At 72.5% G+C, this 26,726-nt stretch carries 25 protein-coding genes; 11 read left to right on the plus strand and 14 right to left on the minus strand.

All coding sequences use genetic code 11. The features are described 5' to 3' along the window. Position 1 precedes the first annotated feature (1 nt). The 3 genes from NRK68_RS25345 to NRK68_RS25355 are packed head-to-tail and all read left to right on the plus strand — an operon-like array spanning position 2 to position 1,923. Complete coding sequence (locus NRK68_RS25345; RefSeq protein ID WP_183068201.1) at positions 2–886, plus strand: AraC family transcriptional regulator; 885 nt, start codon at positions 2–4, stop codon at positions 884–886. 24 nt (positions 887–910) lie between these two features. Further along, entirely contained in the window at positions 911–1,618 is a 708-nt protein-coding gene (locus NRK68_RS25350) for an AzlC family ABC transporter permease (RefSeq protein WP_257857926.1), read from the plus strand. Then, positions 1,615–1,923 (plus strand): AzlD domain-containing protein, encoded by a 309-nt coding sequence (locus NRK68_RS25355; RefSeq protein ID WP_183068202.1) that lies wholly within the window; start codon positions 1,615–1,617, stop codon positions 1,921–1,923. The genes NRK68_RS25350 and NRK68_RS25355 overlap by 4 nt, the downstream gene beginning before the upstream one ends. On the opposite strand, the gene NRK68_RS25360 is transcribed toward NRK68_RS25355, so the two are convergent. Beyond that, on the minus strand, positions 1,892–2,902 hold the full coding sequence (locus tag NRK68_RS25360) for a hypothetical protein (protein WP_257856805.1): 1,011 nt from the start codon (positions 2,900–2,902) through the stop codon (positions 1,892–1,894). The genes NRK68_RS25355 and NRK68_RS25360 overlap by 32 nt on opposite strands. Before the next feature lie 82 nt (positions 2,903–2,984). Here NRK68_RS25360 and NRK68_RS25365 point away from each other — a divergent pair, with 82 nt between their 5' ends. Both NRK68_RS25365 and NRK68_RS25370 read left to right on the plus strand, forming a co-directional pair. After that, positions 2,985–3,179, plus strand: coding sequence for a DUF3046 domain-containing protein (locus tag NRK68_RS25365; protein WP_046776413.1), 195 nt, complete (start codon positions 2,985–2,987; stop codon positions 3,177–3,179). A 290-nt stretch (positions 3,180–3,469) separates the two neighbouring features. Beyond that, positions 3,470–4,558 carry an AI-2E family transporter gene (locus NRK68_RS25370; protein ID WP_183068352.1) on the plus strand — a complete coding sequence of 363 codons (1,089 nt, stop codon included), beginning with the start codon at positions 3,470–3,472 and terminating at the stop codon, positions 4,556–4,558. On the opposite strand, the gene NRK68_RS25375 is transcribed toward NRK68_RS25370, so the two are convergent. Continuing rightward, on the minus strand, positions 4,512–5,267 hold the full coding sequence (locus NRK68_RS25375) for a Clp protease N-terminal domain-containing protein (protein WP_183068204.1): 756 nt from the start codon (positions 5,265–5,267) through the stop codon (positions 4,512–4,514). The genes NRK68_RS25370 and NRK68_RS25375 overlap by 47 nt on opposite strands. 120 nt (positions 5,268–5,387) lie before the next feature. Here NRK68_RS25375 and NRK68_RS25380 point away from each other — a divergent pair, with 120 nt between their 5' ends. Next, positions 5,388–6,038 carry a class I SAM-dependent methyltransferase gene (locus tag NRK68_RS25380; RefSeq protein ID WP_257856807.1) on the plus strand — a complete coding sequence of 217 codons (651 nt, stop codon included), beginning with the start codon at positions 5,388–5,390 and terminating at the stop codon, positions 6,036–6,038. Here the strand turns inward: NRK68_RS25380 and NRK68_RS25385 are convergent. Together NRK68_RS25385 and NRK68_RS25390 are read right to left on the minus strand one after the other, a co-directional pair. Next, a complete protein-coding gene (locus tag NRK68_RS25385) occupies positions 6,028–7,071 on the minus strand; it encodes a S66 family peptidase (protein ID WP_183068206.1) in 1,044 nt (347 codons plus the stop codon). The genes NRK68_RS25380 and NRK68_RS25385 overlap by 11 nt on opposite strands. Positions 7,072–7,102: 31 nt before the next feature. Then, positions 7,103–8,164, minus strand: a complete 1,062-nt coding sequence (locus NRK68_RS25390; RefSeq protein WP_257856809.1) for a PP2C family protein-serine/threonine phosphatase — start codon at positions 8,162–8,164, stop codon at positions 7,103–7,105. A 236-nt stretch (positions 8,165–8,400) separates the two neighbouring features. Here NRK68_RS25390 and recA point away from each other — a divergent pair, with 236 nt between their 5' ends. The 3 genes from recA (at position 8,401) to NRK68_RS25405 (ending at position 12,726) form a co-directional block, all read left to right on the plus strand. Further along, positions 8,401–9,516: a recombinase RecA gene (recA, locus tag NRK68_RS25395; protein ID WP_183068208.1), complete on the plus strand. Its 1,116-nt coding sequence runs from the start codon at positions 8,401–8,403 to the stop codon at positions 9,514–9,516. A 3-nt stretch (positions 9,517–9,519) separates the two neighbouring features. Continuing rightward, positions 9,520–10,086: a recombination regulator RecX gene (recX, locus tag NRK68_RS25400; protein WP_046776419.1), complete on the plus strand. Its 567-nt coding sequence runs from the start codon at positions 9,520–9,522 to the stop codon at positions 10,084–10,086. Between the two features lie 90 nt (positions 10,087–10,176). Then, positions 10,177–12,726: an FtsX-like permease family protein gene (locus NRK68_RS25405; RefSeq protein WP_257856811.1), complete on the plus strand. Its 2,550-nt coding sequence runs from the start codon at positions 10,177–10,179 to the stop codon at positions 12,724–12,726. A gap of 42 nt (positions 12,727–12,768) precedes the next feature. On the opposite strand, the gene NRK68_RS25410 is transcribed toward NRK68_RS25405, so the two are convergent. The 8 genes from NRK68_RS25410 to NRK68_RS25440 form a co-directional block, all read right to left on the minus strand. Further along, positions 12,769–13,206, minus strand: a complete 438-nt coding sequence (locus NRK68_RS25410) for a rhodanese-like domain-containing protein (RefSeq protein ID WP_257856812.1) — start codon at positions 13,204–13,206, stop codon at positions 12,769–12,771. Continuing rightward, entirely contained in the window at positions 13,203–13,742 is a 540-nt protein-coding gene (locus tag NRK68_RS25415; RefSeq protein WP_183068210.1) for a cupin domain-containing protein, read from the minus strand. Before NRK68_RS25415 ends, NRK68_RS25410 begins: the two co-directional genes overlap by 4 nt. Positions 13,743–13,821: 79 nt before the next feature. Then, complete coding sequence (locus tag NRK68_RS36955) at positions 13,822–13,908, minus strand: putative leader peptide (RefSeq protein ID WP_311318651.1); 87 nt, start codon at positions 13,906–13,908, stop codon at positions 13,822–13,824. Between the two features lie 32 nt (positions 13,909–13,940). Further along, positions 13,941–15,521 (minus strand): FAD-dependent monooxygenase, encoded by a 1,581-nt coding sequence (locus NRK68_RS25420; RefSeq protein WP_257856813.1) that lies wholly within the window; start codon positions 15,519–15,521, stop codon positions 13,941–13,943. A gap of 1,560 nt (positions 15,522–17,081) precedes the next feature. Beyond that, the gene (locus tag NRK68_RS25425) at positions 17,082–17,975 is read right to left on the minus strand and encodes an amino acid ABC transporter permease (protein WP_183068212.1); all 894 of its coding nucleotides are present in this window, start codon (positions 17,973–17,975) and stop codon (positions 17,082–17,084) included. Then, positions 17,972–18,646 (minus strand): amino acid ABC transporter permease, encoded by a 675-nt coding sequence (locus NRK68_RS25430; RefSeq protein ID WP_183068213.1) that lies wholly within the window; start codon positions 18,644–18,646, stop codon positions 17,972–17,974. The genes NRK68_RS25425 and NRK68_RS25430 overlap by 4 nt, the downstream gene beginning before the upstream one ends. A gap of 83 nt (positions 18,647–18,729) precedes the next feature. Next, the gene (locus tag NRK68_RS25435; protein ID WP_183068214.1) at positions 18,730–19,584 is read right to left on the minus strand and encodes a glutamate ABC transporter substrate-binding protein; all 855 of its coding nucleotides are present in this window, start codon (positions 19,582–19,584) and stop codon (positions 18,730–18,732) included. A gap of 118 nt (positions 19,585–19,702) precedes the next feature. After that, a complete protein-coding gene (locus NRK68_RS25440) occupies positions 19,703–20,488 on the minus strand; it encodes an amino acid ABC transporter ATP-binding protein (RefSeq protein ID WP_183068215.1) in 786 nt (261 codons plus the stop codon). 351 nt (positions 20,489–20,839) lie between these two features. Between NRK68_RS25440 and NRK68_RS25445 the strand changes: the two genes are divergently transcribed. Continuing rightward, on the plus strand, positions 20,840–21,538 hold the full coding sequence (locus NRK68_RS25445) for a response regulator transcription factor (protein ID WP_183068216.1): 699 nt from the start codon (positions 20,840–20,842) through the stop codon (positions 21,536–21,538). Positions 21,539–21,550: 12 nt separating this feature from the next. Further along, positions 21,551–22,963, plus strand: a complete 1,413-nt coding sequence (locus NRK68_RS25450; RefSeq protein ID WP_183068217.1) for a sensor histidine kinase — start codon at positions 21,551–21,553, stop codon at positions 22,961–22,963. 15 nt (positions 22,964–22,978) lie between these two features. On the opposite strand, the gene NRK68_RS25455 is transcribed toward NRK68_RS25450, so the two are convergent. Together NRK68_RS25455 and NRK68_RS25460 are read right to left on the minus strand one after the other, a co-directional pair. Next, positions 22,979–25,126, minus strand: a complete 2,148-nt coding sequence (locus NRK68_RS25455) for an endo-beta-N-acetylglucosaminidase (RefSeq protein WP_257856817.1) — start codon at positions 25,124–25,126, stop codon at positions 22,979–22,981. 51 nt (positions 25,127–25,177) lie between these two features. Then, positions 25,178–26,431 carry a glycoside hydrolase 5 family protein gene (locus NRK68_RS25460; protein WP_183068219.1) on the minus strand — a complete coding sequence of 418 codons (1,254 nt, stop codon included), beginning with the start codon at positions 26,429–26,431 and terminating at the stop codon, positions 25,178–25,180. Positions 26,432–26,726 lie beyond the last annotated feature (295 nt).

Here is a 26,726-nt window from a genome sequence, read left to right on the forward strand (position 1 = left end):
GATGGGGACGGAGGACGGCCACCGGGAGTGGGCACGGCACTGGCGGTACCCGGAACTGCCCGGGCTGGACCTGCTGCGCGCCCACTACGTACGCCACACCTTCCCGCGCCACGCGCACGACGGGTACGTCATCGCGGCCGTCACCGGCGGCATCGAGGAGGTCGGCCTGCCCGGCCATGTCGTGCGCGCCGGCCCGGGCAGCGTGGTCCTGATCAACCCCGAGGTGCCCCACACGGCGCGCGCCGGGGCGCCCGAGGGCTGGGCGTACGCCACCCTCTACCCCTCCAGTGGCCTGATCGCCGAGGTCGCGGCCGAGATCGGCCTGCTGCGCGGCACTCCCGGCTTCACCGCCGACATCGTCGCCGACCCGCAGGCCTCGCGCACGATCACCGAGGTGCACCGGGCCGCCGAGGCCGGGAACGCGCTGGCCGCCGACACCCTCCTGCGGGGCGTGGTCGCCCGGATGCTGACCCGCCACGCCGGACCGCTGCCCACCCGTACGGTCCGCGGCAGCGGCGGCGCCGAAGCGGCGGCTGCCCGGGCCGTGCTGGAGGAGCGCCTGGCCGACCCGCCGTCCCTGGAGCAGCTCGCGGCGGAGCTGGGCACGAGCCCCTTCGCCCTGCTGCGGGCCTTCCGGGACCGCTACGGGATGCCGCCGCACACCTGGCTGACCGACGCCAGGGTCCGGCGGGCGCGCCGGCTGCTCGACGCGGGCACCCCGCCGGCGGAGGCAGCGGTCGCCGTGGGCTTCACCGACCAGCCCCACCTGAACCGGCACTTCACCCGTATCGTGGGCGTCCCCCCGGGCGCCTACCGCCGCGAACGGGCCCTCTTGGACGGCCGGGGCGCAAGAACGTACAAGACCCACTCGGCCGGGCCCGCGTAGTTTCGGGGCGTGGGAGAGAAGCAGCTGGTCACCGAGCCAGAGATACGAGAGACAGCGGCGTCCGGCGGGCGGCCGCGGGCCGCGGTCGTACGGGACGCGCTCGGGGTCGGCGTCGCCGTCGGCCTGTCCGGGTTCGCCTTCGGCGTGACCGCGGCCGGAGCCGGCATCAGCACCCTGCAGGCCTGTGTGCTGAGCCTGCTCGTCTTCACCGGGGCCTCGCAGTTCGCCCTGGTCGGGGCGCTGGCCGCGGGCGGCAATCCGTTCACCGCGGCCGCCGGGGCCTTCTTCCTCGGCACCCGCAACGCCTTCTACGGGCTGCGCCTGTCGCAGCTGCTCCGGCTGCCGCGCGCCGTACGGCCCCTCGCCGCGCACTGGGTGATCGACGAGACCACCGCCGTGGCGCTGGCCCAGCCCGACCGGAAGTCGGCCCGGCTCGGCTTCACCGTCACCGGGCTCACCCTCTACGCGCTGTGGAACATCACCACCCTGCTCGGCGCGCTCGGTGCCGAGGCCATCGGGGACACCAGGGCCTGGGGGCTGGACGCCGCCGGACCCGCGGTGTTCCTGGCCCTGCTCGCGCCGATGCTGAAGACGGCCACCGAGCGGGCCGTCGCCGCGCTCGCGCTCGTCCTCGGGCTGGGGTTCCTGCCGGTGCTGCCCGCCGGAGTGCCCGTGCTGATCGCGGCCCTGGCCGCCCCCGTCGTGCTGTGGATGAAGGGACGCCGCTCGTGAACGTCTGGATCGCCATCGGGCTCACCGTCGTCGGCTGCTACGCCGTGAAGTACGCGGGGCTGCTCGTCCCGGCCGGGGCCCTGGAGCGGCCCCTGGTGCGCCGGCTGGCCGCCCTGCTCCCGGTCGCGCTGCTGGCAGCGCTCACGGCCCAGCAGACCTTCAGCACCGGGTCCGCGCTCGTCGTCGACGCCCGTGCCGCCGGGCTGGCAGCCGCCGGGCTCGCGCTGCTGCTGCGGGCGCCGTTCCTGCTCGTGGTCGCGGCAGCCGTCGTCGTCACCGCGGGGGTACGGGCCCTGGGCGGCTGACCTGCGCCGGCAGGCGGCCGTACGCCCGCAGGGTCAGCAGCGCCTCCAGCGTCGCGATCGGCCGCCGCTCCAGGGAACTGCCCGGCGCCCAGGCCTCGCGGCGGACCGGCCAGCCGCCGTCCTGCTGCTGTGCGCCGGCCAGGAAGTCCAGCGAGCGGCGCATCTCCTCGTCCGTGAACCAGCCGCGGGCCAGCGACTCCGGCCGCCGCGCGAAGTCGTGCGGGAACAGCTGCTCGCCCGGCGCGTAGCCCGGCGCCGGAGGGAAATCCGTCCGCCGCCGCGGATCGAGGACCACGAGCCGCTGCTCGCGCACCAGCCGTCCCAGCCGGTCCGCGGCCGTCGCCGCGCGGGCCCGGTCGGGCACGCCGTCGAGGAAGGCCACCGCGCTCTGGACCTCGTACGGATGCGAGCGGCGCAGATTCTCGACCCGGTCCCAGCAGAAGTCCGTGGCCCGGAAGAGCCAGGCGTGCCAGACGCGGTTACGGTGCAGCAGGCCGACGACCGGCCCGGTGGTCAGGAGCTCGCCCGGCGGGTCGTCGTGCACCGGGTGGTAGGGGGCCGCGGGGTAGTCGCGCGGGGACGGGAAGACGACCGGGAGCGCGCCCTCCGGGGTGGAGACGCCCGTCAGGTGCCGGCAGAGCCGCTCGATCCGCTGCCCGGCGCAGCGGCCCAGACTGTCCAGCACGCGCAGCGCGTGCGCGGTGTGCAGGGGCTGGCTCAGCGGGCCGCGCAGATCCGGGTCGAGCGCGTGACCGTAGCCGCCGTCGGGGTTGAGGTACGAACCGAGGGCGGTGTCCACCGGGTCGGCGTCCCCGCCGAGGAAGTGGAACGCGAACCGCCGCTGTTCCAGCACGCGGGCCGTGAGCCAGACGAACCGTTCGGCGCGGGCGAGGTCGGGCCGCGAGGAGTGGGGGGCCTGCGGGCTCTGTGAGGGGTGCGGGGCGGGCGGGCTCTGTGGGGAAGCTTCGTCTCCGGGCATGCGTGCAAGGTAGGGCGCGGTGCCGCGGGGGCGCGGGGCGAACGACGCCGGTGCACTCTCCCGGGGGCGGGATACTGGGGGCATGCGGTTGACGATTTTCTGGGAGCGGATGGCCGAGCACTTCGGGGCCGGCTATGCCGACTCCTTCGCGCGGGACCACGTGATGACGGAGCTGGGCGGTCTGACCGTCCACCAGGCGCTGGAGGCGGGCTGGGAGACCAAGGACGTGTGGCGCGCGGTGTGCTCGGCGATGGACGTGCCGGCCTCGCTGCGCTGAAGGCCGGCGCTTTTCGCGGCACGGGCCGCCGGTGGGACAGACTGGGCGGCGTGGGAGCCACCGAAGAGACGACCGACCAGCCCGCAGCCGCCCAGGGCGCGCTGCCGCCGCCCCGGGCGGCCGATCCCGGTGCCACCCCCGGCGCACCGGCCGCCTCCGGCGCGGATCCGGCCGACGGTCCGGGTGCCGATCCGGGTGCCGAGCGGGGGGCGGCGCCGCCCGTCGATCCCGCCTCGCCGCGGGGCCCCGCGGGCCCCGGCGGGCCGCCGCCGGCCTGGGGAGGGGAGCGCATGCCGCGCTGGCTGCCGCGCGCGGTGGTCCTCGTACTGGGCCTCGTCGCCTGCTTCCAGCTCGGCAGCTGGGCCTTCCACCAGCTGATCGGGCTGCTCGTCAACATCCTGATCGCGTTCTTCCTCGCGCTCGCGATCGAACCCGCGGTCGCGAGGATGGCGGCCGGCGGCATGCGCCGCGGGCTCGCCACCTTCCTGATGTTCAGCGCCGTGTTCGCCGTGAGCGTGGGATTCCTCGCGCTGCTCGGCTCGCTGCTCGCCGGGCAGATCGTCGCCATGGTGGAGGGCTTCCCGGGCTACCTCGACTCGGTGATCAACTTCATCAATTCCACCTTCCGCACCGATCTGTCCCGGCTGGAGATCCAGGAGAGCGTGCTGCGCTCCGACTGGCTGCGCAAGTACGTGCAGAACAGCGCGTCCGGCGTGCTCGACGTGTCCGCCACCGTGCTCGGCGGTCTCTTCAAGCTGCTGACGATCGGGCTGTTCTCCTTCTACTTCGCCGCCGACGGACCGCGGCTGCGGCGCGCGCTGTGCTCCGTACTGCCGCCCGCGAAGCAGGCCGAGGTGCTGCGCGCCTGGGAGATCGCCGTCGCCAAGACGGGCGGCTACCTCTACTCGCGCGGACTGATGGCGCTGATCTCGGGTGTCGCGACCTACATCGTGCTGGCGGTGCTCGGGGTGCCGTACGCGCCCGCGCTCGCCGTGTGGGTGGGGCTGGTCTCCCAGTTCATCCCCACCATCGGCACCTATCTCGCGGGCGCGCTGCCGGTCCTGCTCGCCTTCAGCGTCGATCCCTGGTACGCGCTGTACGTCCTCGGATTCGTGGTGGTCTACCAGCAGTTCGAGAACTACGTGCTCCAGCCGAAGCTGACCTCGAAGACCGTCGACATCCATCCCGCGGTGGCCTTCGGATCGGTCATCGCGGGCACCGCCCTGCTGGGCGCGGTCGGGGCGCTGATCGCGATCCCGGCCGTCGCCACGCTGCAGGCCTTCCTCGGCGCCTACGTCAAGCGCTACGAGCTGACGCGGGACGCGGACTCCTCTACTTCCCGTCCGCGTCGCCGAGTACGGCTGCCAAGGCTTCGCTGACGGTCGCCTCGGCGCCGGCCTTGTCCAGGCCGAGGCCGCTCAGGACACCCTCGCCGTTCTCCAGCTCCAGGAGCGCGAGCAGGATGTGCTCGGTGCCGACGAAGTCGTGGCCCAGGCGCAGGGCCTCACGGAAGGTCAGCTCCAGGGCCTTCTTCGCCGAGGCGTCGAAGGGGACGAGGGCGGGGAGCTCGTCCTGGGCGGGCGGGAGTGCCGCGGTCGCGGCGGCCCGTACGTCCTCGGGCGAGACCTCCTGGGCGCGCAGGACGAGCCCCGCGAGACCGTCCGCCTCGGCCACCAGGCCCAGGACCAGGTGCTCGGTGCGGATCTCGGTGTTGCCGGCGGCGCGGGCCTCGTTCTGCGCGGTCACGACCACGTTGCGGGCGCGGGGGGTGAAGCGGCCGAAGCCCGCGTTGGGGTCGAGGGCGTCGGAGCCCTCCTTGTCGGCCTTGGGCACGAAGCGCTTCTGGGCCGCCTGGCGGGTGACGCCCATGCTGCGGCCGATGTCGGTCCAGGAGGCGCCGGATCGGCGGGCCTGGTCGACGAAGTGGCCGATGAGGTGATCCGCGACGTCCCCGAGGGCCTCCGCGGCGACGACGGCGCCGCTGAGCTGCTCCAGGGGGTCGGTGTGGACCTTGTTGATGGCCTCGATCAGGTCGTCGAGGCGTACCGGATTGGTCATGCGAACGGGTTCCACCGAAGGGTTCGTCATAGGTGCAACCCTAGGTTGACAGTCGAGAGGGTGTCAACCTCAGGTTGTCACCCCCGTGGCGCCCGCTTCCCGGCGTCGCCGGGCCGGTGTCAAGCTGGAGGCACGGACACGGAGGCTGCGATGGGGTTCTACGCCGAACGGATCGTGCCGCGGATCGTCGATGCCGCGTGCGGGGTGCGGACGACCCGGCCGCTCAGGCGGCGCGTCTGCGCCGGCCTGGCCGGGGAGGTCGTCGAGGTCGGTTTCGGCAGCGGCCACAACGTCCCCTTCTACCCGCCCGGCGTCACCGGCGTGGCCGCGATCGAACCCTCCGACCTGGGGTGGAGGCTCGCCGCCGACCATGTACGGGCCTCGCGGGTGCCGGTACGGCGGGCGGGCTCGGACGGCCGGGCGCTGCCCTTCGAGGACGGCACCTTCGACGCCGCCCTGTCCACGTGGACGCTGTGCACGATCCCGGACCCCCTGGTGGTCCTGCGCGAGGTGCGGCGCGTCCTGAAGCCCGGCGGCGCCCTGCACTTCGTCGAACACGGCCTGGCGCCGGAGCAGGACCGGCGGGTGCGCCACTGGCAGTACCGGATCGAACCGCTGCACAAGCGCCTCAGCGGCGGGTGCCACCTCACCCGGCCGGTCGTCGGCCTGCTGACCGCCGCCGGCTTCACGGTCACGGAACTCGACGTCTTCTACCAGGAGGGCGCACCGAAGCCCTTCGCCGCCGACTCGCTCGGCGTCGCGCTCTCGCCCGGGCCCGGCGGCAGGCGCCTCAGTAGGTGACCGTGATCCGCCGGGCCGGTCCGTCCACCCGGATCCGCCCGCCCACGGGGATCACGAGCTGCGGGTCGGTGTGCCCGAGGTCCACGTCGAAGACCGCCATGGTGCCGGGGGCATACTGCCGCAGCGCGCGCAGCACGGCCTCGCGCTGCTCCTCGCGGTAGCGCTCCTTCCGCCCGGCGTCGAAGCGGTTCTCGAACGACCAGCTCTTCGCCCTGCCCATCAGCAGCGCGGGGAACTGCCGCAGCAGGCCGCGCTCGCCCATGTTCCGGAGCATCCGGTAGACCTCCTCGGCGCGCGGCATCTCCTCGGAGGTCTCCAGGAAGAGCACGTCGCCGGCGTACGCGTCGGCGGGCAGCACCGCGCGGTCGGCCGCCAGCATCCAGGAGAGGATCTCCAGGTTGCCGCCCCAGCCGGCCCCCTCGACGACCCGGTCGTCGTTGTGCCAGGTCCAGCCGTAGGAGCGTTCCATCGGCGGCTCGGAGTCGAAGGTGCGCGGGTCGTCCCAGGGGCGGTCGAGGTCCCCGTACTCGCCGGAGCGGCTGAGCTCGTACGGGCCCGAAGTGAACAGCGCCGCCCGGAGGGAGGCGGTGGTGGCCGGGTGCATCGCGCCGGGCCGGCCGAGCTCCACCATCACCGAGGCGCCGTGGTAGCCGACGATGCCCAGGTTCCGCAGGAACAGCAGCAGGTTGGTGTTGTCGCTGTAGCCGAAGAACGGCTTGGGGTGGGCGCGCAGGAGGTCGCCGTCGAGGTGGGGGAGGACGGTGATCTGGTCGTCGCCGCCGATGCTGGCGATCACCGCCTTGATGCCGGGGTCGGCGAAGGCGGCGTGGATGTCCGCGGCCCGCTCCTCGGGTGGCGCGCCCATCTTCCGCGTCGTCGGGTACTCCACCGGCTCCAGCCCGAAGTCGTCACGGAGCCTGCGCAGCCCCAGCTCGTGGGGGAGCGGGAAGAGGCCGGGCAGCCCGGACGAGGGGGACAGGACCGCGATCCGGTCCCCGGGGCGGGGCTTGGGCGGATACAGGAATTCGATCATGAGGCGATCGTAGGTTCCCGGCGCCGGCCGTTCACCGGGATTGCGTGCCCTGCGGCGCGGGTGCGCGCAGGCGTACGGCGAGGGCCGCGATGTCGTCGTCGAGGCGTCCCCTGCTGTAGTGGAGGAGGTCGCGGTGGAGGGTCGTGAGCAGTTCCTGGGGCGGTGTCCGGGGCTGCCGGCCCATCCAGGCCGCCAGCGGGAAGAACTCGCCGTCGCGGGCACGGGCCTCGGCGATCCCGTCGGTGTAGAGCAGCAACAGGTCGTCGGGGGCGAAGTCGAAGCTGTCGATGCTGTACCGGTCGCCGATCAGGTCCGCGAGGCTGAGCAGCGGCGACGGGGTGGCCGACTCCAGGGTGCGGAGCCCGTCGTGGGTCAGGAGCATGGGCGGGGGATGTCCGCAGTTGAGGATGTCGATGCGTTTCCCCTCGTGCGGGATCTCCACGAGCAGAGCCGTGGCGAAGCGCTCCATCGGCCCCTCCGGGGGGAAGGCGGCGTTGTAGCGCATGCTGCTGGCGTCGAGCCGGCGTGCGACCTCGACCATGTCGGTCTCGCCGTAGGCGGCCTCCCGGAAGGCGTTGACGATCGCGGCGGCGGCCCCCACGGCGGGCAGCCCCTTGCCGCGCACGTCACCGATGAGCAGCCTGACCCCGTGCGGGGTGTCGGCCACCTCGTAGAAGTCCCCGCCGATGCTGGCCTCCGCCGCGGCCGCGAGGTACAGCGATTCGATCTCGAGCCGGCCGAGGCGGCGCGGCATCGGGCTCAGGACCACCTGCTGCGCCGCGTCGGCGACGAGCCGTACCTGGAAGAGCGTGCGCTCCCGCTGGAGCCGGACATGGCTCCCGTACGCGGCGGCCACGGTGACCGCGATGATGCCCGCGGCGGTCCACCACGTCCCCAGGTCGGGGAAGACGAAGCTCAGGCCGATCATCAGGATGAGGCAGACGGTCCCGAGCAGGACGGTGGGGAGCACCGGCCACATGGCGGCGGCGAGGGCCGGAGCCGCGGGCAGGAGGCGGCTGAAGGCCATCTCCGGCGGAGTGTTGTATGCCAGGCTGGCGATGACGACGGTCAGGATGACCGGCGACAGCCGCACGAATCTTCCCGGGCCGGGGCGCCTACGAAGTCGTGGCCGTCCAGACTCGATCACACTTCATAGGATATCTACGCAACCTGGGCATAGCGCTCTGGCGTGGCGAGCTTGACAGGGAAATCGAACATCCATTCTGATGAGTTATCCACAGCCGAACCGGTCGTGGAGGCGCATTGTCAGTGGCAGGCATTAGCGTCAATGGCGTGAAGCGATCGACTCAAGCAAACCGGGTGGAACCCATGGCAGGCACCGACCGCGAGAAGGCTCTCGACGCCGCTCTCGCACAGATTGAACGGCAATTCGGCAAGGGCGCGGTCATGCGCCTCGGCGACAAGCCGAACGACCCCATCGACGTCATCTCCACCGGGTCGACCGCGCTGGACATCGCCCTGGGCGTCGGCGGTCTGCCGCGCGGCCGCGTCGTCGAGATCTACGGGCCGGAATCCTCCGGTAAGACGACCCTGACCCTGCACGCCGTGGCCAACGCGCAGAAGGCCGGCGGCACCGTCGCCTTCGTGGACGCCGAGCACGCGCTCGACCCCGAGTACGCGAAGGCCCTCGGCGTCGACACCGACAACCTCATCCTGTCGCAGCCGGACACCGGTGAGCAGGCGCTGGAGATCGTGGACATGCTCGTCCGCTCCGGTGCCCTCGACCTGATCGTCATCGACTCCGTGGCGGCCCTCGTGCCGCGCGCCGAGATCGAGGGTGAGATGGGCGACTCGCACGTGGGTCTGCAGGCCCGCCTGATGAGCCAGGCGCTCCGGAAGATCACCGGTGCGCTGAACCAGTCCAAGACCACCGCCATCTTCATCAACCAGCTCCGCGAGAAGATCGGCGTGATGTTCGGCTCGCCGGAGACCACGACCGGTGGCCGCGCGCTGAAGTTCTACGCCTCGGTGCGCATCGACATCCGCCGCATCGAGACCCTGAAGGACGGCACGGAGGCGGTCGGCAACCGCACCCGCTGCAAGGTTGTAAAGAACAAGGTCGCGCCGCCGTTCAAGCAGGCCGAGTTCGACATCCTCTACGGCCAGGGCATCAGCCGCGAGGGCGGCCTGATCGACATGGGCGTGGAGCACGGCTTCATCCGCAAGGCCGGTGCCTGGTACACGTACGAGGGCGACCAGCTCGGCCAGGGCAAGGAGAACGCCCGCAACTTCCTGAAGGACAACCCGGATCTCGCGAACGAGATCGAGCGGAAGATCAAGGAGAAGCTGGGCGTGGGCGCCCGCAAGGACGGCGACGACGCGGCCGGTGCCGCTGCTGCCGCCGCCCCCGCCGACGCCGCGGCGGTTCCCGCCCCCGCGTCGAAGGCCAAGACGACGGCCAAGGCCGCCGTGGCCAAGAGCTGATCCATGCGCGAGCAGGAAGGGGGCGGCGGGAGCCGAGGAGGCCGTGAGGGCCGCCAGGAGCTGCCGCCCCAGAGCCCCGAGGAGCAGGCGCGGGCGATCTGCCTGCGCCTGCTCACGGGGAGCCCGCGCACCCGGCGTCAGCTCGCGGACGCCCTGCACAAGCGGGGCATCCCCGACGAGGTGTCGCAGGAGGTCCTCTCCCGGTACGAGGAGGTGGGCCTGATCGACGACGCCGCGTTCGCCGGAGCCTGGGTCGAGTCCCGCCACCGCGGCCGGGGCCTGGCCCGCCGGGCACTCGCCCAGGAGCTCCGGACCAAGGGGGTGCACGCCACCCTCGTGGAGGAGGCCCTGGGACAGCTGGACTCCGACCAGGAGGAGCAGACCGCCCGCGAGCTCGTGGAGCGCAAGCTCCGCTCCACCCGGGGCCTGGAGCGGGACAAGCGGATCCGGCGCCTGGCCGGGATGCTGGCCCGCAAGGGGTACCCGGAAGGCATGGCCCTGCGCGTGGTCCGCCGAGCCCTGGAGGCGGAGGGCGAGGACGCCGACGACCTCGGGTACGCGGGGGAGTGAGCCCGAGGGCCCGGGGTGGGGGCAGCCCCCGGGCCGGGACGCCGGGCGACTCCAGTGCCCGCAGGAGCCCCGCGCAGCAGAGTGGGCGCCATGATGCTGCGCTACGCCCTTCAGACCGTCAGGCACCGCAAGGCCGGATTCCTCGGAGCCTTCGTCGCACTGCTGTGCGCGACCGCTCTCATCACCGCCTGCGGCACCCTCCTCGAAACGGGACTCCGCGGCACGATCCGCACCGAGCGTTACGCGGCGGCCCCGGTCCTCGTCTCCGCCGACCGGATGGTCCGCGAGACCACGGTCAAGGAGAAGAAGGGCGGGACGAAGACCAAGCACAAGGCCAAGCCCGTCGCCGAGCGGGCCTGGCTGCCCGCTGCCACCGCCGACACGGTGCGCGCCGTCCCCGGCGTCGAGCGGGTCGTGCCCGAGCTCACCTTCCAGGCCGTCCCCCTGACCGGGGACTCCGGCGCACGCAGGCCCTCGTACGGGCATGCCTGGAGCTCCGCGCCCCTGACCCCCTTCACGATCGCCGACGGGCAGCCGCCCCGGAACGCCGACGAGATCGTCGTCGAACGCGCGCTGGCCGCCCGCGCCGGGCTGCGGCCCGGCTCCGAGCTCACCGTGCAGTCCACCGGTGAGCCCCGGACCTACCGGGTCAGCGGCATCGCGCACACGCCCCGCGGCGACCTGACCCACCAGAGCGCGCTCTTCTTCAGCGACGACGAGGCCCGCCGGCTCTCCGCCCGCGGCGGACAGGTCAGCGCCATCGGCGTGCTGCCCGCCCCCGGCATCGGCGCCACCGAGCTCGCCGCCCGCGTCGAGCGGGCCCTGGCGGGCACGACGGCACAGGTCGCCACCGGGGACGACCGCGGACCGGCGGAGTTCCCGGACGCCGCCGGAGCCCGGACCAAGCTGGTCTCCATGGGCGGCGCGATGGGCGGGACCTCCCTGCTCGTCGCGATCCTCGTCGTCACCGGCACCTTCGCGCTCTCCGTCCAGCAGCGCCACCGTGAACTCGCCCTGCTCAGGGCCATCGCCGCCACCCCCGGCCAGCTGCGGCGGATGATCGGGCGGGAGGCCCTGCTCGTCGGCCTGGCCGCCGGGACCGCCGGCGCCCTGGCCGGACTGCCGCTCGCCGCCTGGCTGCACGGCTGCTTCGTCGCCGGCGGGGTCGTCCCCGGCGCCCTGGAACGCACCACCGGCGTCCTCCCGATGTGCGCGGCGGTCGCGGCCGGTCTGCTCGGCTCCTGGGCCGCCGCACGGATCACCGGGCGCCGCATCGCCCGGATCCGCCCGGCCGAGGCACTGAGCGAAGCCGCCGTCGAACGGCGCCGGACGGGCCGGCTCCGCGCTGTCGCCGGGACGCTGCTGCTGGCCGCCGGGGCGGTGCTGGTTGTCGTACTGGGCTCGCTGCGCACCGAACCCGCGTCGACCCCCGTCACCTTCCTCGCCGTGGTGGTCCTGGCCGGCGCGGTCTCCCTGCTCGGACCCCTGCTCGTACGGTCCGCCACCGCGCTGCTCGCCGGTCCGCTGCGACTGGCCGGGCCGGGCGGCCACCTGGCCACGGCCAACCTGCGCGGCAACGCCACGAGGATGGCCTCGGCGGTCACCCCTCTCGCCCTGCTGATCGGCATGGCCTGCACCGTGCTCTTCGTCACCCCGACCCTCGGGAACGCCGCCCGTACCCAGGCCCGTGACGGCATCCGGGCCGACTGGGTACTGAGCGCGCAGGGGCCCGGGGTCACCCGGGAGGCCGCCGAGCGGGTCCGGCGCACCCCGGGGGTCGCGGCGGCCACCGAGACCGTGCACACCTCCGTACGGGTGGGGCTCGCGAAGTACGCCGCCCAAGGCGTGACCCCGGCCGGACTGACCCGTACGTGGGACCCCCGGGTGACCGGCGGCACTTTGGCCGGCTTCGGGGAGGGCACCGCGGCGGTCAGCGAACTCGCCGCCGCCCGGCTCGGGCTCGCGCCGGGAAGCCCGCTGACGCTGACGCTCGGCGACGGCACCCCGGTCACGCTCACGGTCGCGGCGGTGTACGCGCGCGGCCTCGGCTTCGGCGACCTGACGCTGCCGCACGACCTGGTGGCGGCACACATGGACAATCCGCTCGCGAGCGGCGTGCTCGTGGCGGCCGAACCCGGTTCGGGCGTGGGGCGGGAGCAGCTGGCCGCCGCGGTCCGGGACGTCCCCGGAGCGGTGGTGCTGTCCGCGGCACAGGCCGACGGGGCACGGGCCGAGCGCCAGGACGCCGGCGCCGAGATCAACCTCCTCGCCATGGGACTCGTCCTGGCCTTCACCGCCGTCTCGGTGGTGAACACGCTCGTGATGTCGACCGCCGAACGCTTCCGGGAGTTCGCGATGCTGCGGCTGGCCGGCGCCGAGCGGCGACAGGTCCTGCGGATGCTGCGGACCGAGGCCCTGGCGGTGCTCCTGATCGGCACGGTGCTGGGGTCGGGGATCGCACTGGCCGTACTGACCGCGTTCAGCGTGGGCATGACGGGCGTCGCGGCCCCGGCGGTGCTTCCGGTCGGGTACGCGACGGTGGTGGGCCTGGCCGGGCTGCTGGCCCTGGCGGCCACCGCCCTCCCCGGCCGGGTGGCGCTGCGGGTGGCTCCGGTGGAGCACGCCACGGCGAAGGGGTGAGCCCCGGGGCCGCACCGCGACGGCGGTGCGGCCCCGGCACGCTCACGGGCGCGGCGCCGCCGTCGGGGGCTCGCTGCCCGGGACGACGGGCAGGCCCGCCGACTTCCAGGCCTGGAAGCCACCGGTCAGGTCGGTCGCGCGGTGCAGGCCCAGGGCGTGCAGCGAGGCCGCCGCGAGACTGGACGCGTAGCCCTCGTTGCAGATCACCACCACCCGCAGGTCGTGGCCGGTGGCCTCGGCGGCGCGGTGGCTGCCCGTCGGATCCAGCCGCCACTCCAGCTCGTTGCGCTCGACCACCAGCGCTCCCGGGATCAGGCCGTCCCGCTCCCGCAGGGCCTGGTAGCGGATGTCCACCAGGAGCGCCCCGGCCGACCAGGCCGCGTACGCCTCCTGCGCGTCGACCCGGGTGTACCCCGCCCGGACGCGCTCCAGCAGCTCGTCGATGCCGACCGGGGTGACTGGTCCGCGACGGGCGCTCACTGCCAGTCCGCCGGACGCTCGACCTGCTCCAGGTGCAGCACCGGCCCGCTGCGGCTGTACCGGCGGATCAGCGGGAGCGGCGGGTAGTAGGCATGTACCGAGACCGCATGCTCGTCCGGGGACTCGTTGAGGACCTCGTGCACGTGGTGACGGCCGAAGGCCCGGCCGCCGCCCGCCGCCAGCGTGCGGCTGCGGTCGACGCCGGGGGCCAGCTCCAGCGACCGCCAGCCCTCCGAGGGCAGGCGCACGGCCAGCGAGCGTTCGGTGAGCCGGCCGCGGGCGGTCGCGAACGCGCCGAGCGATTCGGCGTGGTCGTGCCAGCCGGTGCCGGTGCCCGGCGGCCAGCCGATCAGCCAGGCCTCGCTGCCGCCGGGCCCCTCGAGGCGGATCCAGGTGCGGCCCTCGGGATCGAGCGGCAGCGAGGCCACGACGTCGGGGTCGGCGGCGGTTCGGAGGGCGAAGTCGAGGAGTTCGGTGGCCGAGGGGCCCCCGGCCCGTACGGAGTCAGGGGTGTACGCGGGTGCGGGTGCAGACATGGAAGGTGACCGTTCCTGGGTTCGCGGAAAATGCGCGCAGGCCGGCGGACGGCACGGGGCGCGCGGAGGGAAGGGCGAATCAGCAGGAAGGGCGACACACGCAGCCCGCGTAGCGGAGCAGGTCCATATGGACCCTCCGCCACAGGCGTACGTCGTTGCCGGTCATTGCGCGAGTGAACCACGCGGGTCAGCACACGGTCAATCGATCACCACGGTCGGCGCCGGCGAGGGCACCGGCGCGGGCACCCGGGACGCGGGAGCGCCGGCCCGGATCGCGTCCGCCGCCTCGTACAGCTCCGCCGGGCGGACCCCCGCGAACGTCGCCGCCAGGTGTCCGTCCGGCCGCACCAGCAGCACGGTGTGCGCCGGCGCGCCCGGGTAGCTGTCCGCGACCAGCAGGTCGGTGCGGACGGGCAGGGCGCTGACGGCCGCGGCCAGGCGGGGCATCAGCCCGGCGCCCAGCCAGTGGCGCCGGTCCCAGACCCCGGTGCCCGGGGCCACCAGGACCGCCAGCAGCCGGCCCTGACCCAGCAGGTCGCGCAGCGGCACGGTCGCCCCGTCGGGCGCGGTGACCGGGACGTTCGCCACCGGACCGCCCGGTTCCGTGTCGGTCGGCACCTCGCGTACGGCGACCGGCGGGGCGTACGCCGGCTGCCCGCCCAGCGGCCCCCGCCCCAGGTGACCGTCGGTCAGGAGGGATTCTGCGGAACGCGAGGCCCCGGGGAGGTAGGTGCGCAGGCCGCCCCCGGACCGCAGGGCCGGCATGGCCTGGTCGGCCGCGCGCAGCCGGGAGGCCACCGCGGTGCGCCGTTCGCCCTCGTAGCTGTCGAGCAGGGCTTCGGAGGCACCGTGGTGCCAGGCCAGGGAGAGCTTCCACGCCAGGTTCTCGGCGTCCCGGAGGCCCTCCTCGACGCCCTGGGTGCCGAGTGCGCCCAGCAGGTGCGCGGCGTCGCCGGCGAGGAAGGCCCGTCCGTCGCGCCAGCGCCGGGCCAGCCGGTGGTGCAGGGTGTGCACGCCGGTGTCGAGCAGGTCGTACGGGGGAGTCGTACCGCCGCACCACTGGGCGAGCGTGTCGCGGATCAGGGTGACCAGCGCGTCGGGGGTCACCAGCTCGCCGCGGGCCGGGAGCAGCCAGTCCAGCCGCCAGACCCCGTCGGGCAGCGGCCGCGAGGTGACTTCCTGCCCTCCGCCGCGCTGCAGCAGGGCCTCGCCGGGCCACGGCAGTTCGGTGCGCAGCGCCGCCACGGCGTGCCGCTCGACGGCCGTACGGCCCGGGAAGCGGATGCCGAGCAGCTTGCGCACGGTGGAGCGGGCCCCGTCGCAGCCGACCAGGTAACTCCCGCGCCACCAGGTGGTCTCGGCGCCCCGGGTGTGCGCGGTGACGCCGCGGTCGTCCTGTTCCAGGGAGTCCAGCCGGCTGTCGCGGATCAGCTGGACGAGGGGGTGCGTCGCGGCGGCGTCGCGCAGTCCGCGCGCCAGGGCGTGCTGCGGGACGTGCAGGGGGGCCGGGTGGTCCTCGAAGGTGAGCCGGTGGGCGTCACGCCCGCGCCGCATCGTGCGCCAGGCGGCGAAGTACGCCCCCTCGTCGCGCAGCGTCGTACAGCCCAGCCGGTGCGCCATGGCCGCGGTGTCGGCGTGCAGGACGACCGTACGGGCGGGCCGGACCTCGTCCTTGCCGGGCCGCTCGTCGAGCACGACGGAGGGCACGCCCGCACCCGCGAGGGCCAGGGCCAGGGACAGCCCGACGGGCCCCGCGCCGACGACGATCACCGGGTCCATGGCGCGGCTCCCGATGTCCGGTATGTGATCACAGAAGTATGCAACCCATTGGAGGTGTCTGCGTCAAGTGACACCGGTTCCCCATCCAGTAACGGACCGATACGGACTCCTGGCCGCGGACACCCGGCTGCCCCGGCTCGCAGGAGTGGTGATCATGCCGTGCGCGTCAGGACGAGGTGCTGACACCTGCGTGGTCGGCGATGTCGGCTTGGCCGCCGACCCGGCCGTGATCAGGCGCAGGGGCTCGGCGGATTCCAGGCGCATTGCGGCTGAAATTCCACGGTTCGCGATTTCGGCCGCAGGTGGCTGAATTTCCATTTCCCTACATCCGGCCAGGGTGGCCGGGATTTGTTTCTGTGCATCGCGATTCGCCTCGCCTCTATATCATGGTTTGCCCATCTATTCCCTCCCCTGGATGGCGCGATGCTCAAGTGTTCCTCAGATGTTCGATATCTTGCTTGCTGGGCTTCGTTGCGCATGGAATTGTCGTGACTGTGCGGGGGTGGGAATGCGTCCCTCGTATGCGGGGGTGGTGTGGCGTGTAAAAGTCATGCCCTGTCGTCCCGTCGGGCGACGCCTCGATGATTTCGCAAAGAGAGATGGGTGAAGATTTTGCTGAAGAGTGGTCGCGCTGGGCGGACTGTCGTCGCGCCTGTGCTGGGAGCGCTGTTGATCGGCCTCTCCTCGCTCGCCGCCGGATCGACTGCGTCGGCTTCCGAGTCCGGTGTCACGGCTCGGCCTACCAATTGCCGCTATGAGGTCACCGGTAAGTGGGGGGCGGCTGCGAGTTGCGGAAGCCACAACGGCGGTTCTTATCGCTCCTACGTCTTATGCGAGGAGGGTGACGGGTCCGTGCTGGACTCTTTCGGCCCGTGGCGGCAGTGGGGTGACTCCATCGCGTACTGCATGGGTTCGTCCAAGGCCAAGTCTGCAGGGATCCAGACGTCCGTCCGCAACAACGGCTGATAACAGCCGCTCCCATCGGGAAAGGAAAGAGGAATTGAGGAAGCTTTACGCGGCGTTGCCGGCTGCCATGGCGGTGGCGGTTCTGGGGCTCCAAGGTACGGCCACTGCGGCTCCTGCAGGCTGGCCGACCGGATGTGAGGATGCCAAGAATGACAACGGCTGGTACGCCGATTGTCGTCAGGGCAATGGCGGCAGGTGGAAGGCCTCAGTGACATGCGTGCCTCTCCACGGTGGCCTCGATGTCACTCGTGACAGGGCTTGGGTGACCAGTGGCAGGTCCCTTGTCTTCTGCCCGCCGCTCACTGTGGTCAAGAGCGGCGGCGTCTGGACGAGGTCGTACTGATCGACCGAATGGCGGACCCAACTGCTGCCAACATGCCGCCTGCGGCGTTTGTCGGCCTGTCGAAGCGCCGCAGTGCGTGACGTGTGCAGCTGTAGGTTTCCGGTATTTGTCCTGAGTGCAGAGCCCGCAAACGCCATGTGGTGCGGCGGATGAGATCCGCCGCACCACATGTGCCATGCTGTTGAATATGAGTCAGGAACGGTAGGGGCCGCCGCCTGTGAGCGGCGGCCCCTACCGGTCATTCCGTCCCGTCAGGGGGCCTTGCCCACGCCGGCCGCGCCGCCCGCGTCGACCTCGGCCACGTCGCCCTCGACGACGGCGCCGGTGCCCTTCTTCGACTTCCGCAGCCGCTTCTCCAGCCAGGAGGCCAGGGTGGTGAGGGCGAAGTTCACCGCGATGTAGATCAGGGCGATCACGAACATGGTCGCGATGGTGTTGCTGTAGTTGGCGGAGATCTGCCGGTTCATCGACATGAGGTCGGCGAAGCCCAGGAAGGCGCCGCCGAGTGCCGTGTCCTTGAGGATCACCACGAGCTGGCTGACCAGCGCGGGCAGCATGGCCGTGACGGCCTGCGGGACCAGGACGTACAGCATGGTCTGGCCCTTGCGCATGCCGATCGCCTTGGCCGCGTCGGACTGGCCGCGGGGGAGTGACAGGATGCCGGCCCGGACGATCTCGGCGATGACCGAGGCGTTGTACAGGACGAGGCCCGTCACGACGGCGTACAGCGGCCGCAGATCGGAACTGACGGTCCCGAGCATCACGTACAGCGCCGAGCTGAAGATCATCAGGATGAGCACCGGGATGGCGCGGAAGAACTCCACGACCGCGCCCACCGGCACGCGCACCCACGCGTGGTCCGAGAGCCGGGCGATGCCGAGGATCGCGCCCAGCGGCAGGGCGATCACCATGGCGATCAGACCGGCCTTGAGCGTCTCGCCGAGGCCGGGCAGCAGGAACGTCGTCCAGATCTGGCTGTCGGTGACGAACGGCGTCCACTTGTCGGCGTCGAGCTGGTTCTTCTCCGCCATGCGGGCGAGGACCCACCACAGGGCCAGCCCGACGAGCACGAGAAAGACGCCGGTGTAGATCCAGTTGCGGACCTTGGCCTTGGGGCCGGGCGTGTCGTACAGAACGGAGGTCATCGCTTCACCGCCACTCGCTTGGCCACCCAGCCCAGCAGCAGGCCGGTGGGCAGGGTCAGTAGGACGAAGCCGAGGGCGAAGACCCCGAACACCGCGAAGAGCGCGTCCGCCTCGTTCTCCAGCATTTCCTTCATCAGCAAGGCCGCTTCGGCCACGCCGATGGTCGCCGCCACGGTGGTGTTCTTGGTGAGGGCGATCAGTACGTTGGCGAGCGGTCCGACAACCGCCCGGAAGGCCTGGGGGAGCACGATCAGGCGGAGTACCTGGAAGAAGCTCAGCCCCAGTGCGCGGGCCGCCTCGGCCTGGCCGACGGGCACGGTGTTGATGCCGGAACGCAGGGCCTCGCACACGAAGGTGCCGGTGTAGGCGATCAGGCCGAGCACCGCGAGCCGGAAGCCGGCTTCCTTGGAGGTGTCGCCGCCCAAGTTGATGCCGAGGGTCTGGTACAGGCCCAGCGAGCAGCCGAGGACCAGCAAGGTAAGCGGCGTGTTGCGCACGGTGTTGACGTACGCGGTGCCGAAGGCCCGCATCAGCGGGACCGGGCTGACCCGCATGCCCGCCAGCAAAATGCCCCAGATCAGAGATCCGACCGCCGAATAGAGGGTGAGCTGTACCGTCACCCAGAAGGCTCCGAGCACGTCGTACTGCCCGGAATCAAGAAAATCGAACACGATGCCCTGCGCTCTCCCCAGGATGGCCGGTGAGGTACGCCGCCGCCCGCGGCAGGCGGGCGGCGACGCTCCTCACCGATGAATCAGCTGCCTTCGGTGATCTGCGGGGCAGGCTCGGCCTTGTAGCCGGCGGGGCCGAGGTTCGCGTCCACGGCCTTCTGCCAGGAGCCGTCCTCGACCATCTTCTTGAGCGCGGCGTTGACCTTGGTCTGCAGGTCCTTGTCGCCCTTCTTCAGGCCGATGCCGTACGGCTCGTCGCTGAGCTTCAGGCCGGCCAGCTTGAACTTGCCCTTGTTCTTCTCCTGCGCGGCGTAGCCGGCCAGGATCGAGCCGTCCGTGGTCAGCGCGTCGACGGCCTTGTTCTCCAGACCCGTCAGGCACTCGGAGTAGCCCGGGTACTCCTGCAGGTCGGCCTCGGGGGCCAGCTTGGTCTTGACGTTCTGCGCGGACGTGGAGCCGGTGACCGAGCAGAGCTTCTTCTTGTTGAGGTCCTCGGCCTTGGTGATCGAGGTGTCGTCGGCGCGGACCAGCAGGTCCTGGTGGGCCAGGAAGTACGGGCCCGCGAAGTCGACCTTCGCCTTGCGCTTGTCGTTGATGGTGTACGTCGCGACGACCAGCTTGACGTCGCCGTTCGAGATCAGGTTCTCGCGCTCGGCGCTGACCGCCTGCTTGAAGTCGATCTGGTCGGGCGCGTAGCCGAGCTCCTTGGCGACGTAGGTCGCGACGTCGACGTCGAAGCCGGTGAACTTGCCGTCCGGGGTCTTCAGGCCCAGACCGGGCTGGTCGAACTTGATGCCGATGACGATCTTGTCCTTCTTGGCGCCACCGGACGCGCCACCGTCACTGGCGGTGTCCTTCGCGCCACCACCACACGCGGTCGCGGTCAGGGACAGGGCTACGGCGACGGCCGCGGCCGCAGCGGCCTTGGAGATCTTCATGGTGAACTTCCCTCGGATGAGACGTTGTTGAACGACGAGCGACGCTTACGGCGCACGCACGGCCGACAGGAACCGTTCCGGGAGTGATCCGCATACGGATGACTACCAGACGTAAACCTCAGTGGTGCAGGATCTTCGACAGGAAGTCCTTCGCCCGATCACTGCGCGGGTTGCTGAAGAACTGCTCGGGGGTGGCCTCTTCGACGATCTTTCCGTCGGCCATGAAGACGACCCGGTTCGCCGCGGAGCGGGCGAAGCCCATCTCGTGGGTGACGACCACCATGGTCATCCCCTCACGGGCGAGCTGCTGCATGACCTCCAGCACCTCGTTGATCATCTCCGGGTCCAGCGCCGAGGTGGGCTCGTCGAAGAGCATCACCTTCGGCTCCATCGCCAGCGCCCGGGCGATCGCCACGCGCTGCTGCTGACCGCCGGAGAGCTGCGCCGGGTACTTGTCGGCCTGAGTGCCGACGCCGACCCGCTCCAGCAGGGACACCGCCTTCGCGCGGGCCGTTGCCTGGTCCGTCCCGCGGACCTTCAGCTGGCCCAGCATGACGTTCTCCAGCACCGTCTTGTGCGCGAAGAGATTGAACGACTGGAACACCATGCCGACGTCGGCACGCAGACGGGCGAGCGCCTTGCCCTCGGAGGGCAGCTCCTTGCCGTCGAGCGTGATGGTGCCCGAGTCAATGGTCTCCAGGCGGTTGATGGTCCGGCACAGCGTGGACTTGCCCGATCCCGAAGGACCGATCACCACGACCACCTCGCCGCGGGCAATGCTCAGATCGATGTCCTGAAGCACGTGCAGCGCGCCGAAGTGCTTGTTGACGTTGCTCAGCACGACCAGGTCGTCCGCGGTACCGGCCGCGTCCTGAACGTCCTTGGTCACTGATACTCCGCTCATCGGCTTCTAGCTCCGTCCTCCTCGGTTGGGAGGACAGTAGTGACGAGCCGCGCACAACGTCATCACATCTGAGGGAGAATTGAGCATAACGATCCGGCCTCTTCCGGATACGCTCCGTGCGCGGCCCGGCGTGGCCGATCTTGCGCGCGTACCGGGTGCATAACGGAAGGCGCGCCGCGGCGGAACCCTCTTGACGTGGGACGCCGCATGGGCGTGGATGCAGGGTGGCCATTTCTGCGGCCGCACGTGCGGCACCGACCAGCCGCGAGAGCCGAGGGACCGCAAGGGCCCCCGGCCCGTGACCGTGACCGGGCACGGGCCGACCGACAGAGAAGAGGAGAGGGGGACGACATGAGACTGCTGCTCGTCGAGGACGACGATCACGTCGCCGCCGCCCTGTCCGCGATCCTCGCCCGGCACGGCTTCCAGGTCACCCACGCCCGCAACGGCGAAGAGGCCCTCCAGGCACTGCTGCCCGCCGGCGCCCCGCCCTTCGGCGTGGTCCTGCTCGACCTCGGCCTGCCCGACCAGGACGGCTACGAGGTGTGCGGCAGGATCCGCAAGCGCACCGCCACGCCCGTCATCATGGTCACCGCGCGGGCCGACGTACGCTCCCGCATCCACGGCCTGAACATGGGCGCCGACGACTACGTCGTCAAGCCCTACGACACCGGCGAGCTCCTCGCCCGCATCCACGCCGTCGCCCGGCGCACCGGAGCCTCCGAGGAGACCGCCGCCGCAAGCGGCGCACCCGCCACCGTCATCCTCGGCCCCGTCAGCATCGAGCTGCCCACCCGCCGGGTCAGCGTGGACGGCACCGACGTACCCCTCACGCGCAAGGAGTTCGACCTGCTGGCCCTGCTCGCGCAGCGGCCCGGCGTCGTCTTCCGCCGCGAACAGATCATCAGCGAGGTCTGGCGCACCAGCTGGGAGGGGACCGGGCGCACCCTCGAGGTGCACGTCGCCTCGCTGCGCTCCAAGCTGCGCATGCCCGCCCTCATCGAGACCGTCCGCGGGGTGGGCTACCGGCTCGTCGCCCCGGCCTCCTAGGAACCTCCTGCCGTGCGCGCCCGTCTGCTCCCCCTGCTCGTCATCCTGATGGCGGGCACGCTCCTCGCGCTCGGCTTCCCGCTCGCCGTGAGCCTCGCCGCCGGGCAGCAGCAGCGGGTGGTCGTCGACCGCATCGACGACAGCGCCCGCTTCGCCGCCCTCGCCCAGTTCGTCATCGACGCCCGCGGCTCCGGCTCCACCGGGGCGGACGAGCGCGAGGAGACCCTCCAGCACGAACTCGGCCGCTACCACGAGCTGTACGGCATCCGCGTCGGCATCTTCAACCGCGACGACAACGCCATGGTCCGCTCCCCGGGCTGGTGGCGGCTCCCGGAATCCGGTGAGGGCCGCAAGGCCTTCAGCGAGGCGCTCGCCGGGCGCCGCAGCCACGACCCGCCCCAGGTCTGGCCCTGGCAGACCAACGGAAAGCTGCTCGTCGCCTCACCGGTCGTCCTCGACGGCGACGTGGTCGCCGTCGTCGCCACCGAATCGCCGACCGACCTCATGCGCGGCCGGATCCTGAAGGGCTGGCTGCTCATCGCCGGCGGCCTCGCCGCCGCCATGCTCGTCGCCTTCGGCGCCGCCCTGCGCCTCACCAGCTGGGTGCTCAAGCCCGTACGGACCCTGGACGCCGCCGCCCACGGCATCGCCACCGGCCGGATGAACTCCCGGGTCGCGGCCGCCAGCGGCCCTCCGGAACTCCAGCGCCTGGCGCACTCGTTCAACGAGATGGCCGACAACGTCGAAGAGGCACTGGAACAGCAGCGGGCGTTCGTCGCCGACGCCTCGCACCAGCTGCGCAACCCGCTCGCCGCACTGCTCCTGCGCATCGAGCTGCTCGCCCTCGAACTGCCCGAGGGCAACGAGGAGATCGCCTCCGTACGCACCGAGGGCAAACGCCTCACCCAGGTCCTGGACGACCTCCTGGACCTGGCGCTGGCCGAGCACGCCTCCGCCGAGATCAGCCTCATCGACATCGGCGCGCTGGCCGCGGAACGGATCGCCGCCTGGCGGCCGTACGCCGAGGAGAAGGGCGTACGGCTCACCGAGACGGGCCGGACCGCCGTCACCGGCTGGGCCGACCCCATCGCCCTGTCCAGCGCGCTCGACGCCGTCATCGACAACGCCCTGAAGTTCACCCCCGCGGGTGAGGAGGTCGTGGTGTCGGTCGCCGCCGAGGGCCGCACGGTCCGCGTCGTCGTCGCCGACCGCGGCCCCGGCCTCACCGAGGAGGAGCTGCAGCGCGTCGGCGACCGGTTCTGGCGCAGCGGCCGCCACCAGAACATCAAGGGCTCCGGACTCGGCCTGTCGATCTCCCGGGCCCTGCTCGCCGGGGGCGGCGGGACCCTCTCCTACGAGACGAACCCGCCGCACGGGCTGCGGGTGACCGTGACCGTCCCGCGCACCGGCCCCGAGCCCTCCTGACTTCCGCCGGGCCGGCTAAGGCTCCCAGGACAGGGTCGTGCGGGCCGGCGCGGACAGCGCGTACAGCTCGTCCACGGCCCGTACCTCGAAGACGGCCGCCCCCTCCTGCCCGGCGCGCGGGACCCCGGGGAGGTAGAGCGCCGTTCCGCAGGTCCCGCCGAGGAAGCGGCGGCCGCCGTCGGGCAGCACCCGGTGCACCTCGTAGTGGCGCGGCCGTCCGCCCCCACCGGCCGCCGCCCGCCAGGACAGGCGGAGCCAGGCCAGGCCGTCCTGCCGGGCGGCGGCGTCCACGGCCGCCGCGGTGGGCGGGGCCGGGCGCCGGCCGCCGGAGCCGTCGTGCACCGACAGGGCGCCGAGCCGCCACACCAGCGGCCCGCCCCCGGGTGCGGTGAGCCGTACGGCCAAGGCGTACGCGGTCCTGCCCGCCAGCGGTGCGAGCGCGGCCCGCGCCGTGCGCCAGCCCGGCCCCGCGCCCGTGCCCCCGGCCCGCAGCCAGACGTACGGGACCCGGCCGCCGGGGACGGAGGGCTCCCGGGTGGCCACGCCGACCTCGACCGTGACCGGACCCGACCCGGTCGCGTGCACCAGTTCCACGACGCTCCCGCGGGTCAGCGGCAGCCGCGTGGCGTGCAGCCCGACGGTCACCGGGGCCGTCGGGGCGCCCGACACCAGCAGGCTGGAACCGCCGCGCCAGGCGTCCGCGAAGTCCAGGGTGACCGAGGGACGAGGCCCGGCGGTCTCCACCACCCAGCGGCGGCCCGGCAGCCGGTCCTGGAGCCCCAGGTGGTTCCAGGGCATGTCCGCGACGACCTCGCCGTCCTCGTACCAGCGCAGCCCGTGACCGGTGTTGAAGGAACAGGCGAAGGGCAGCCCGGAGACCGTGGACCGGTCGGCGACGACCGTCGCGGGAGCCCGCCAGGACCTCTCCGGCGCGGGCCGGGCCGGGTCCAGGGACTCGCCCGTCCAGAAGCGGTCGTCCGCGTGGTGGAAGGCGCCGGGGGAGCGGTCCGTGAGGTGGTTGCGGGTCCACTCCGGCCGGTAGAAGCCGTAGCCGACGACGTGGTCGCGCGTCCGCGGCACGATCGCGTCCCAGCGGACGGCCGAATCCCAGCCCCGGGACTCCGTGTCCACCGCAGCCCACAGCTCGTACCGCGAGCGGCCCAGCCGGTCGGCGAGCGCGCCCGAGGAGGCCAGCGTGTCCGGGGTCCAGCGGAAGTCCACGAACACCGAGTCCGCCACCTTCCCGGCCCGGTCCTCGTAGAACTCCTGGTTGAGGGCGTTCAGGGCGCCCTGCCAGCCGACCCGGCCGGTGCTGTTCATGGCGTCGTACCAGGTGATCCGCAGACCGTGCGGCGCGCCCGCCGCCCGCAGGGCCCGCAGGAACTCCCGCATCCGGGTGGCCAGCGCGCTGTCGCCGCCGTCGGTCTCGGCGTTGACGAACCAGCCGTCGAAGCCGTACGCGCGCGCCACCCGGACGAGCTGCTCCGCGATCGGGAAGCGGCCCGAGGGATCGCGCCGCACCAGTTCGTGGGTCCACCGGAGGTCGCCCCCGTACGCCACGGGCGGCAGGAACACGTTGCCCAGCACCCGGACCCCGTTGCGGTGCGCGGCGTCGACCACGGGCGCGTTCGGGGCCAGGATGATCCCCTCGCCCGCGGAACCGCCCCAGAAGACCAGCTCGTCGATGTACGCCCAGTGCGTGAGCGCGTAGTAGTCCGCGGTGGGAGAGCCCTGCGAAGGGTTCCCGGCGGTCGGGGCGAACGAGACGAGGGAGGAGATCCGGGCCTGGCCGGCGCGGGCGGTCCTGTTGGCCGGGACGGGCGTGAACCGCTCGGCGAGCGGCACGGTCGCTGTGTTGTGGGCCAGATCGGGGTCGTCCTCGGGGGTCCACCGGCTGAGCGAGCGCCACACGATCCCGGGCCCCGGGGTGCCCGCCGGGAGGGAGTCCGGGAACCAGTAGGAGGCGTACGGAGCCAGGCCGGCCGGCTCGGCCCCGGGTATCGGTGCGGGGGCCGTCGGGCCCGTGGGGGTCGCGGCCCGGGCCCGGCCGGCCAGGCCCAGCAGTGCGGCGGCGCCGGCCCCGGTGGCCAGCACTCTGCGCCGGGTCGGCCGTAACGGGACGGGCGGCGTACGGGGATCGACGCCGCGGTCGGTCTCGGACATGCGGGGGCTCCTCACGAGCGGTCGGGTCGGATCACGGGGGCTCGGGCCGGGTCACACCACGTCGCGTACGCGCAGCACCTCGGTGATGCCGCGCGCCGCCAGATGGGCCGGGTCCTCGGCGCGCTCCGCCAGCACCACCGCGGGCCGCAACCCCCGGTCCGTCAGCAGGGTCCAGGCGTCGAAGAAGGCGCCCCCGGGGGCGCACACGGAGCGGCCCGGGGCCGCCTCCGCCCCGCCCACGTCCACCGCGAGCGCGGTGGAGCGCGGAGGGGGCCGGTGCGCGCGTCCGCGCCACTCCCGGGCGATCCGGGCGAGGGCGGCGCCGGCCGGCTTGGCCGCGCCGTCGTTGGTCAGCAGGCCGAGGCCGTACTCCAGCTCCGGGAAGTCGGCGAGCTCCCGGGACACGTCGTGCGAGCACCACCAGGTCACGCCCCACAGGTCCGGGCAGTCCAGCGCGTTCACGACGGTGGCCTCGGTGAACCGCGCCGCCTGCTCCGGCCCGATCAGCGGCGCCGGGGCGCCGGCCTCCTGGAGCCACACCGGGCGGTGCGGGTCGGCGGCCCAGGCCTTGGAGAGCTCGATCAGGTACGCCGCGTGGTGCTCGGTCGCCGTCCCGCGCGCGCCGTGGCGCTGAGCGGTGCCGTCGAACACCCAGGAGTGGACGGCGGTCGCCCCGCCCAGCCCGGCGGCCTGGGCGGGGGTGAAGGGGTGGCCGTCCCGGTACCAGACGGCGTCGTACTCGGCGTGCAGGTGGAGGCGTCCGGGCGCACCCCGTTCGCAGGCGGCGAGCATCCGCTCCAGCCAGTGGGCGGCCTGTGCGGGGGTGATGCGGTCGGGGTCGGGGTGCGGGGCGCCGGAGAACTGGTTGATCTCGTTGCCGACGGTCATGCCGAGGAAGTTCGGCCGGTCGGCGAGGGCCGCGGCCAGCGTGCGCAGGTACTCCTCCTGCCCGGCGACCACGTCGGGGTCGGTGAAGATGTTGCGCCGGTGCCAGGTCGTGGTCCAGGAGGGCAGGAAGTCGAAGCTCGACAAGTGCCCCTGCAGACCGTCCACGTTGACGTCGAGGCCGCGTTCGGCGGCCGCGTCGGCGAGCGCGACGAGCTGCTCGACGGCGCGCGGCCGGATCAGCGTGCGGTTCGGCTGGAAGACCGGCCACAGGGGGAAGACGCGGACGTGGTCCAGTCCGAGCGCGGCGATCGCGTCGAGATCGGCCCTGACCGCGTCGAGGTCGAAGTCGAGCCAGTGGTGGAACCAGCCCTGGGCCGGCGTGTAGTTGGCACCGAAGCGGAGCGCGTGATCCTGCACGAGGAGTCCTGGGGTTCTGGGGGTGCATACGAATTCACCGGACGGGCCACAAACTGCCGCCGCCGATGCGGAAAGTCAACAGGGCCTCCGGCGGCGCGACTTATGCGCTTCAGCCCAGACCCCGCAAGGGGAGCATGCGGTGAACTGGCCGGACACTAATGCGGTTTAGTTCAGTCGGCGGTCAGGGAAGTGTGCGGAAAGGAGCAGGGGATTTCCGGTCAGTCCCGGCACCGTCCCGGCCGACGCCGCGCACCGGGAACCGGGCCGGGGGCGGAGGTTGACGGGCCGTCCGCCG

Origin of the sequence: Streptomyces yangpuensis, from assembly GCF_024666385.1 — a bacterium.
In the GTDB taxonomy this organism is placed as follows: domain Bacteria; phylum Actinomycetota; class Actinomycetes; order Streptomycetales; family Streptomycetaceae; genus Streptomyces; species Streptomyces yangpuensis.

Coding starts and splice junctions, on each gene's coding strand:
- recA (WP_183068208.1), top strand. CDS start 8,401: ATGGCAGGCACCGACCGCGAGAAGGCTCTCGACGCCGCTCTCGCACAG.
- NRK68_RS36955 (WP_311318651.1), bottom strand. CDS start 13,908: ATGACCGGCAACGACGTACGCCTGTGGCGGAGGGTCCATATGGACCTG.
- NRK68_RS25445 (WP_183068216.1), top strand. CDS start 20,840: ATGAGACTGCTGCTCGTCGAGGACGACGATCACGTCGCCGCCGCCCTG.
- NRK68_RS25405 (WP_257856811.1), top strand. CDS start 10,177: ATGATGCTGCGCTACGCCCTTCAGACCGTCAGGCACCGCAAGGCCGGA.
- NRK68_RS25365 (WP_046776413.1), top strand. CDS start 2,985: ATGCGGTTGACGATTTTCTGGGAGCGGATGGCCGAGCACTTCGGGGCC.
- NRK68_RS25385 (WP_183068206.1), bottom strand. CDS start 7,071: ATGATCGAATTCCTGTATCCGCCCAAGCCCCGCCCCGGGGACCGGATC.
- recX (WP_046776419.1), top strand. CDS start 9,520: ATGCGCGAGCAGGAAGGGGGCGGCGGGAGCCGAGGAGGCCGTGAGGGC.
- NRK68_RS25370 (WP_183068352.1), top strand. CDS start 3,470: ATGCCGCGCTGGCTGCCGCGCGCGGTGGTCCTCGTACTGGGCCTCGTC.
- NRK68_RS25420 (WP_257856813.1), bottom strand. CDS start 15,521: ATGGACCCGGTGATCGTCGTCGGCGCGGGGCCCGTCGGGCTGTCCCTG.
- NRK68_RS25435 (WP_183068214.1), bottom strand. CDS start 19,584: ATGAAGATCTCCAAGGCCGCTGCGGCCGCGGCCGTCGCCGTAGCCCTG.
- NRK68_RS25455 (WP_257856817.1), bottom strand. CDS start 25,126: ATGTCCGAGACCGACCGCGGCGTCGATCCCCGTACGCCGCCCGTCCCG.
- NRK68_RS25415 (WP_183068210.1), bottom strand. CDS start 13,742: ATGTCTGCACCCGCACCCGCGTACACCCCTGACTCCGTACGGGCCGGG.
- NRK68_RS25380 (WP_257856807.1), top strand. CDS start 5,388: ATGGGGTTCTACGCCGAACGGATCGTGCCGCGGATCGTCGATGCCGCG.
- NRK68_RS25440 (WP_183068215.1), bottom strand. CDS start 20,488: ATGAGCGGAGTATCAGTGACCAAGGACGTTCAGGACGCGGCCGGTACC.
- NRK68_RS25375 (WP_183068204.1), bottom strand. CDS start 5,267: ATGACGAACCCTTCGGTGGAACCCGTTCGCATGACCAATCCGGTACGC.
- NRK68_RS25425 (WP_183068212.1), bottom strand. CDS start 17,975: ATGACCTCCGTTCTGTACGACACGCCCGGCCCCAAGGCCAAGGTCCGC.
- NRK68_RS25345 (WP_183068201.1), top strand. CDS start 2: ATGGGGACGGAGGACGGCCACCGGGAGTGGGCACGGCACTGGCGGTAC.
- NRK68_RS25360 (WP_257856805.1), bottom strand. CDS start 2,902: ATGCCCGGAGACGAAGCTTCCCCACAGAGCCCGCCCGCCCCGCACCCC.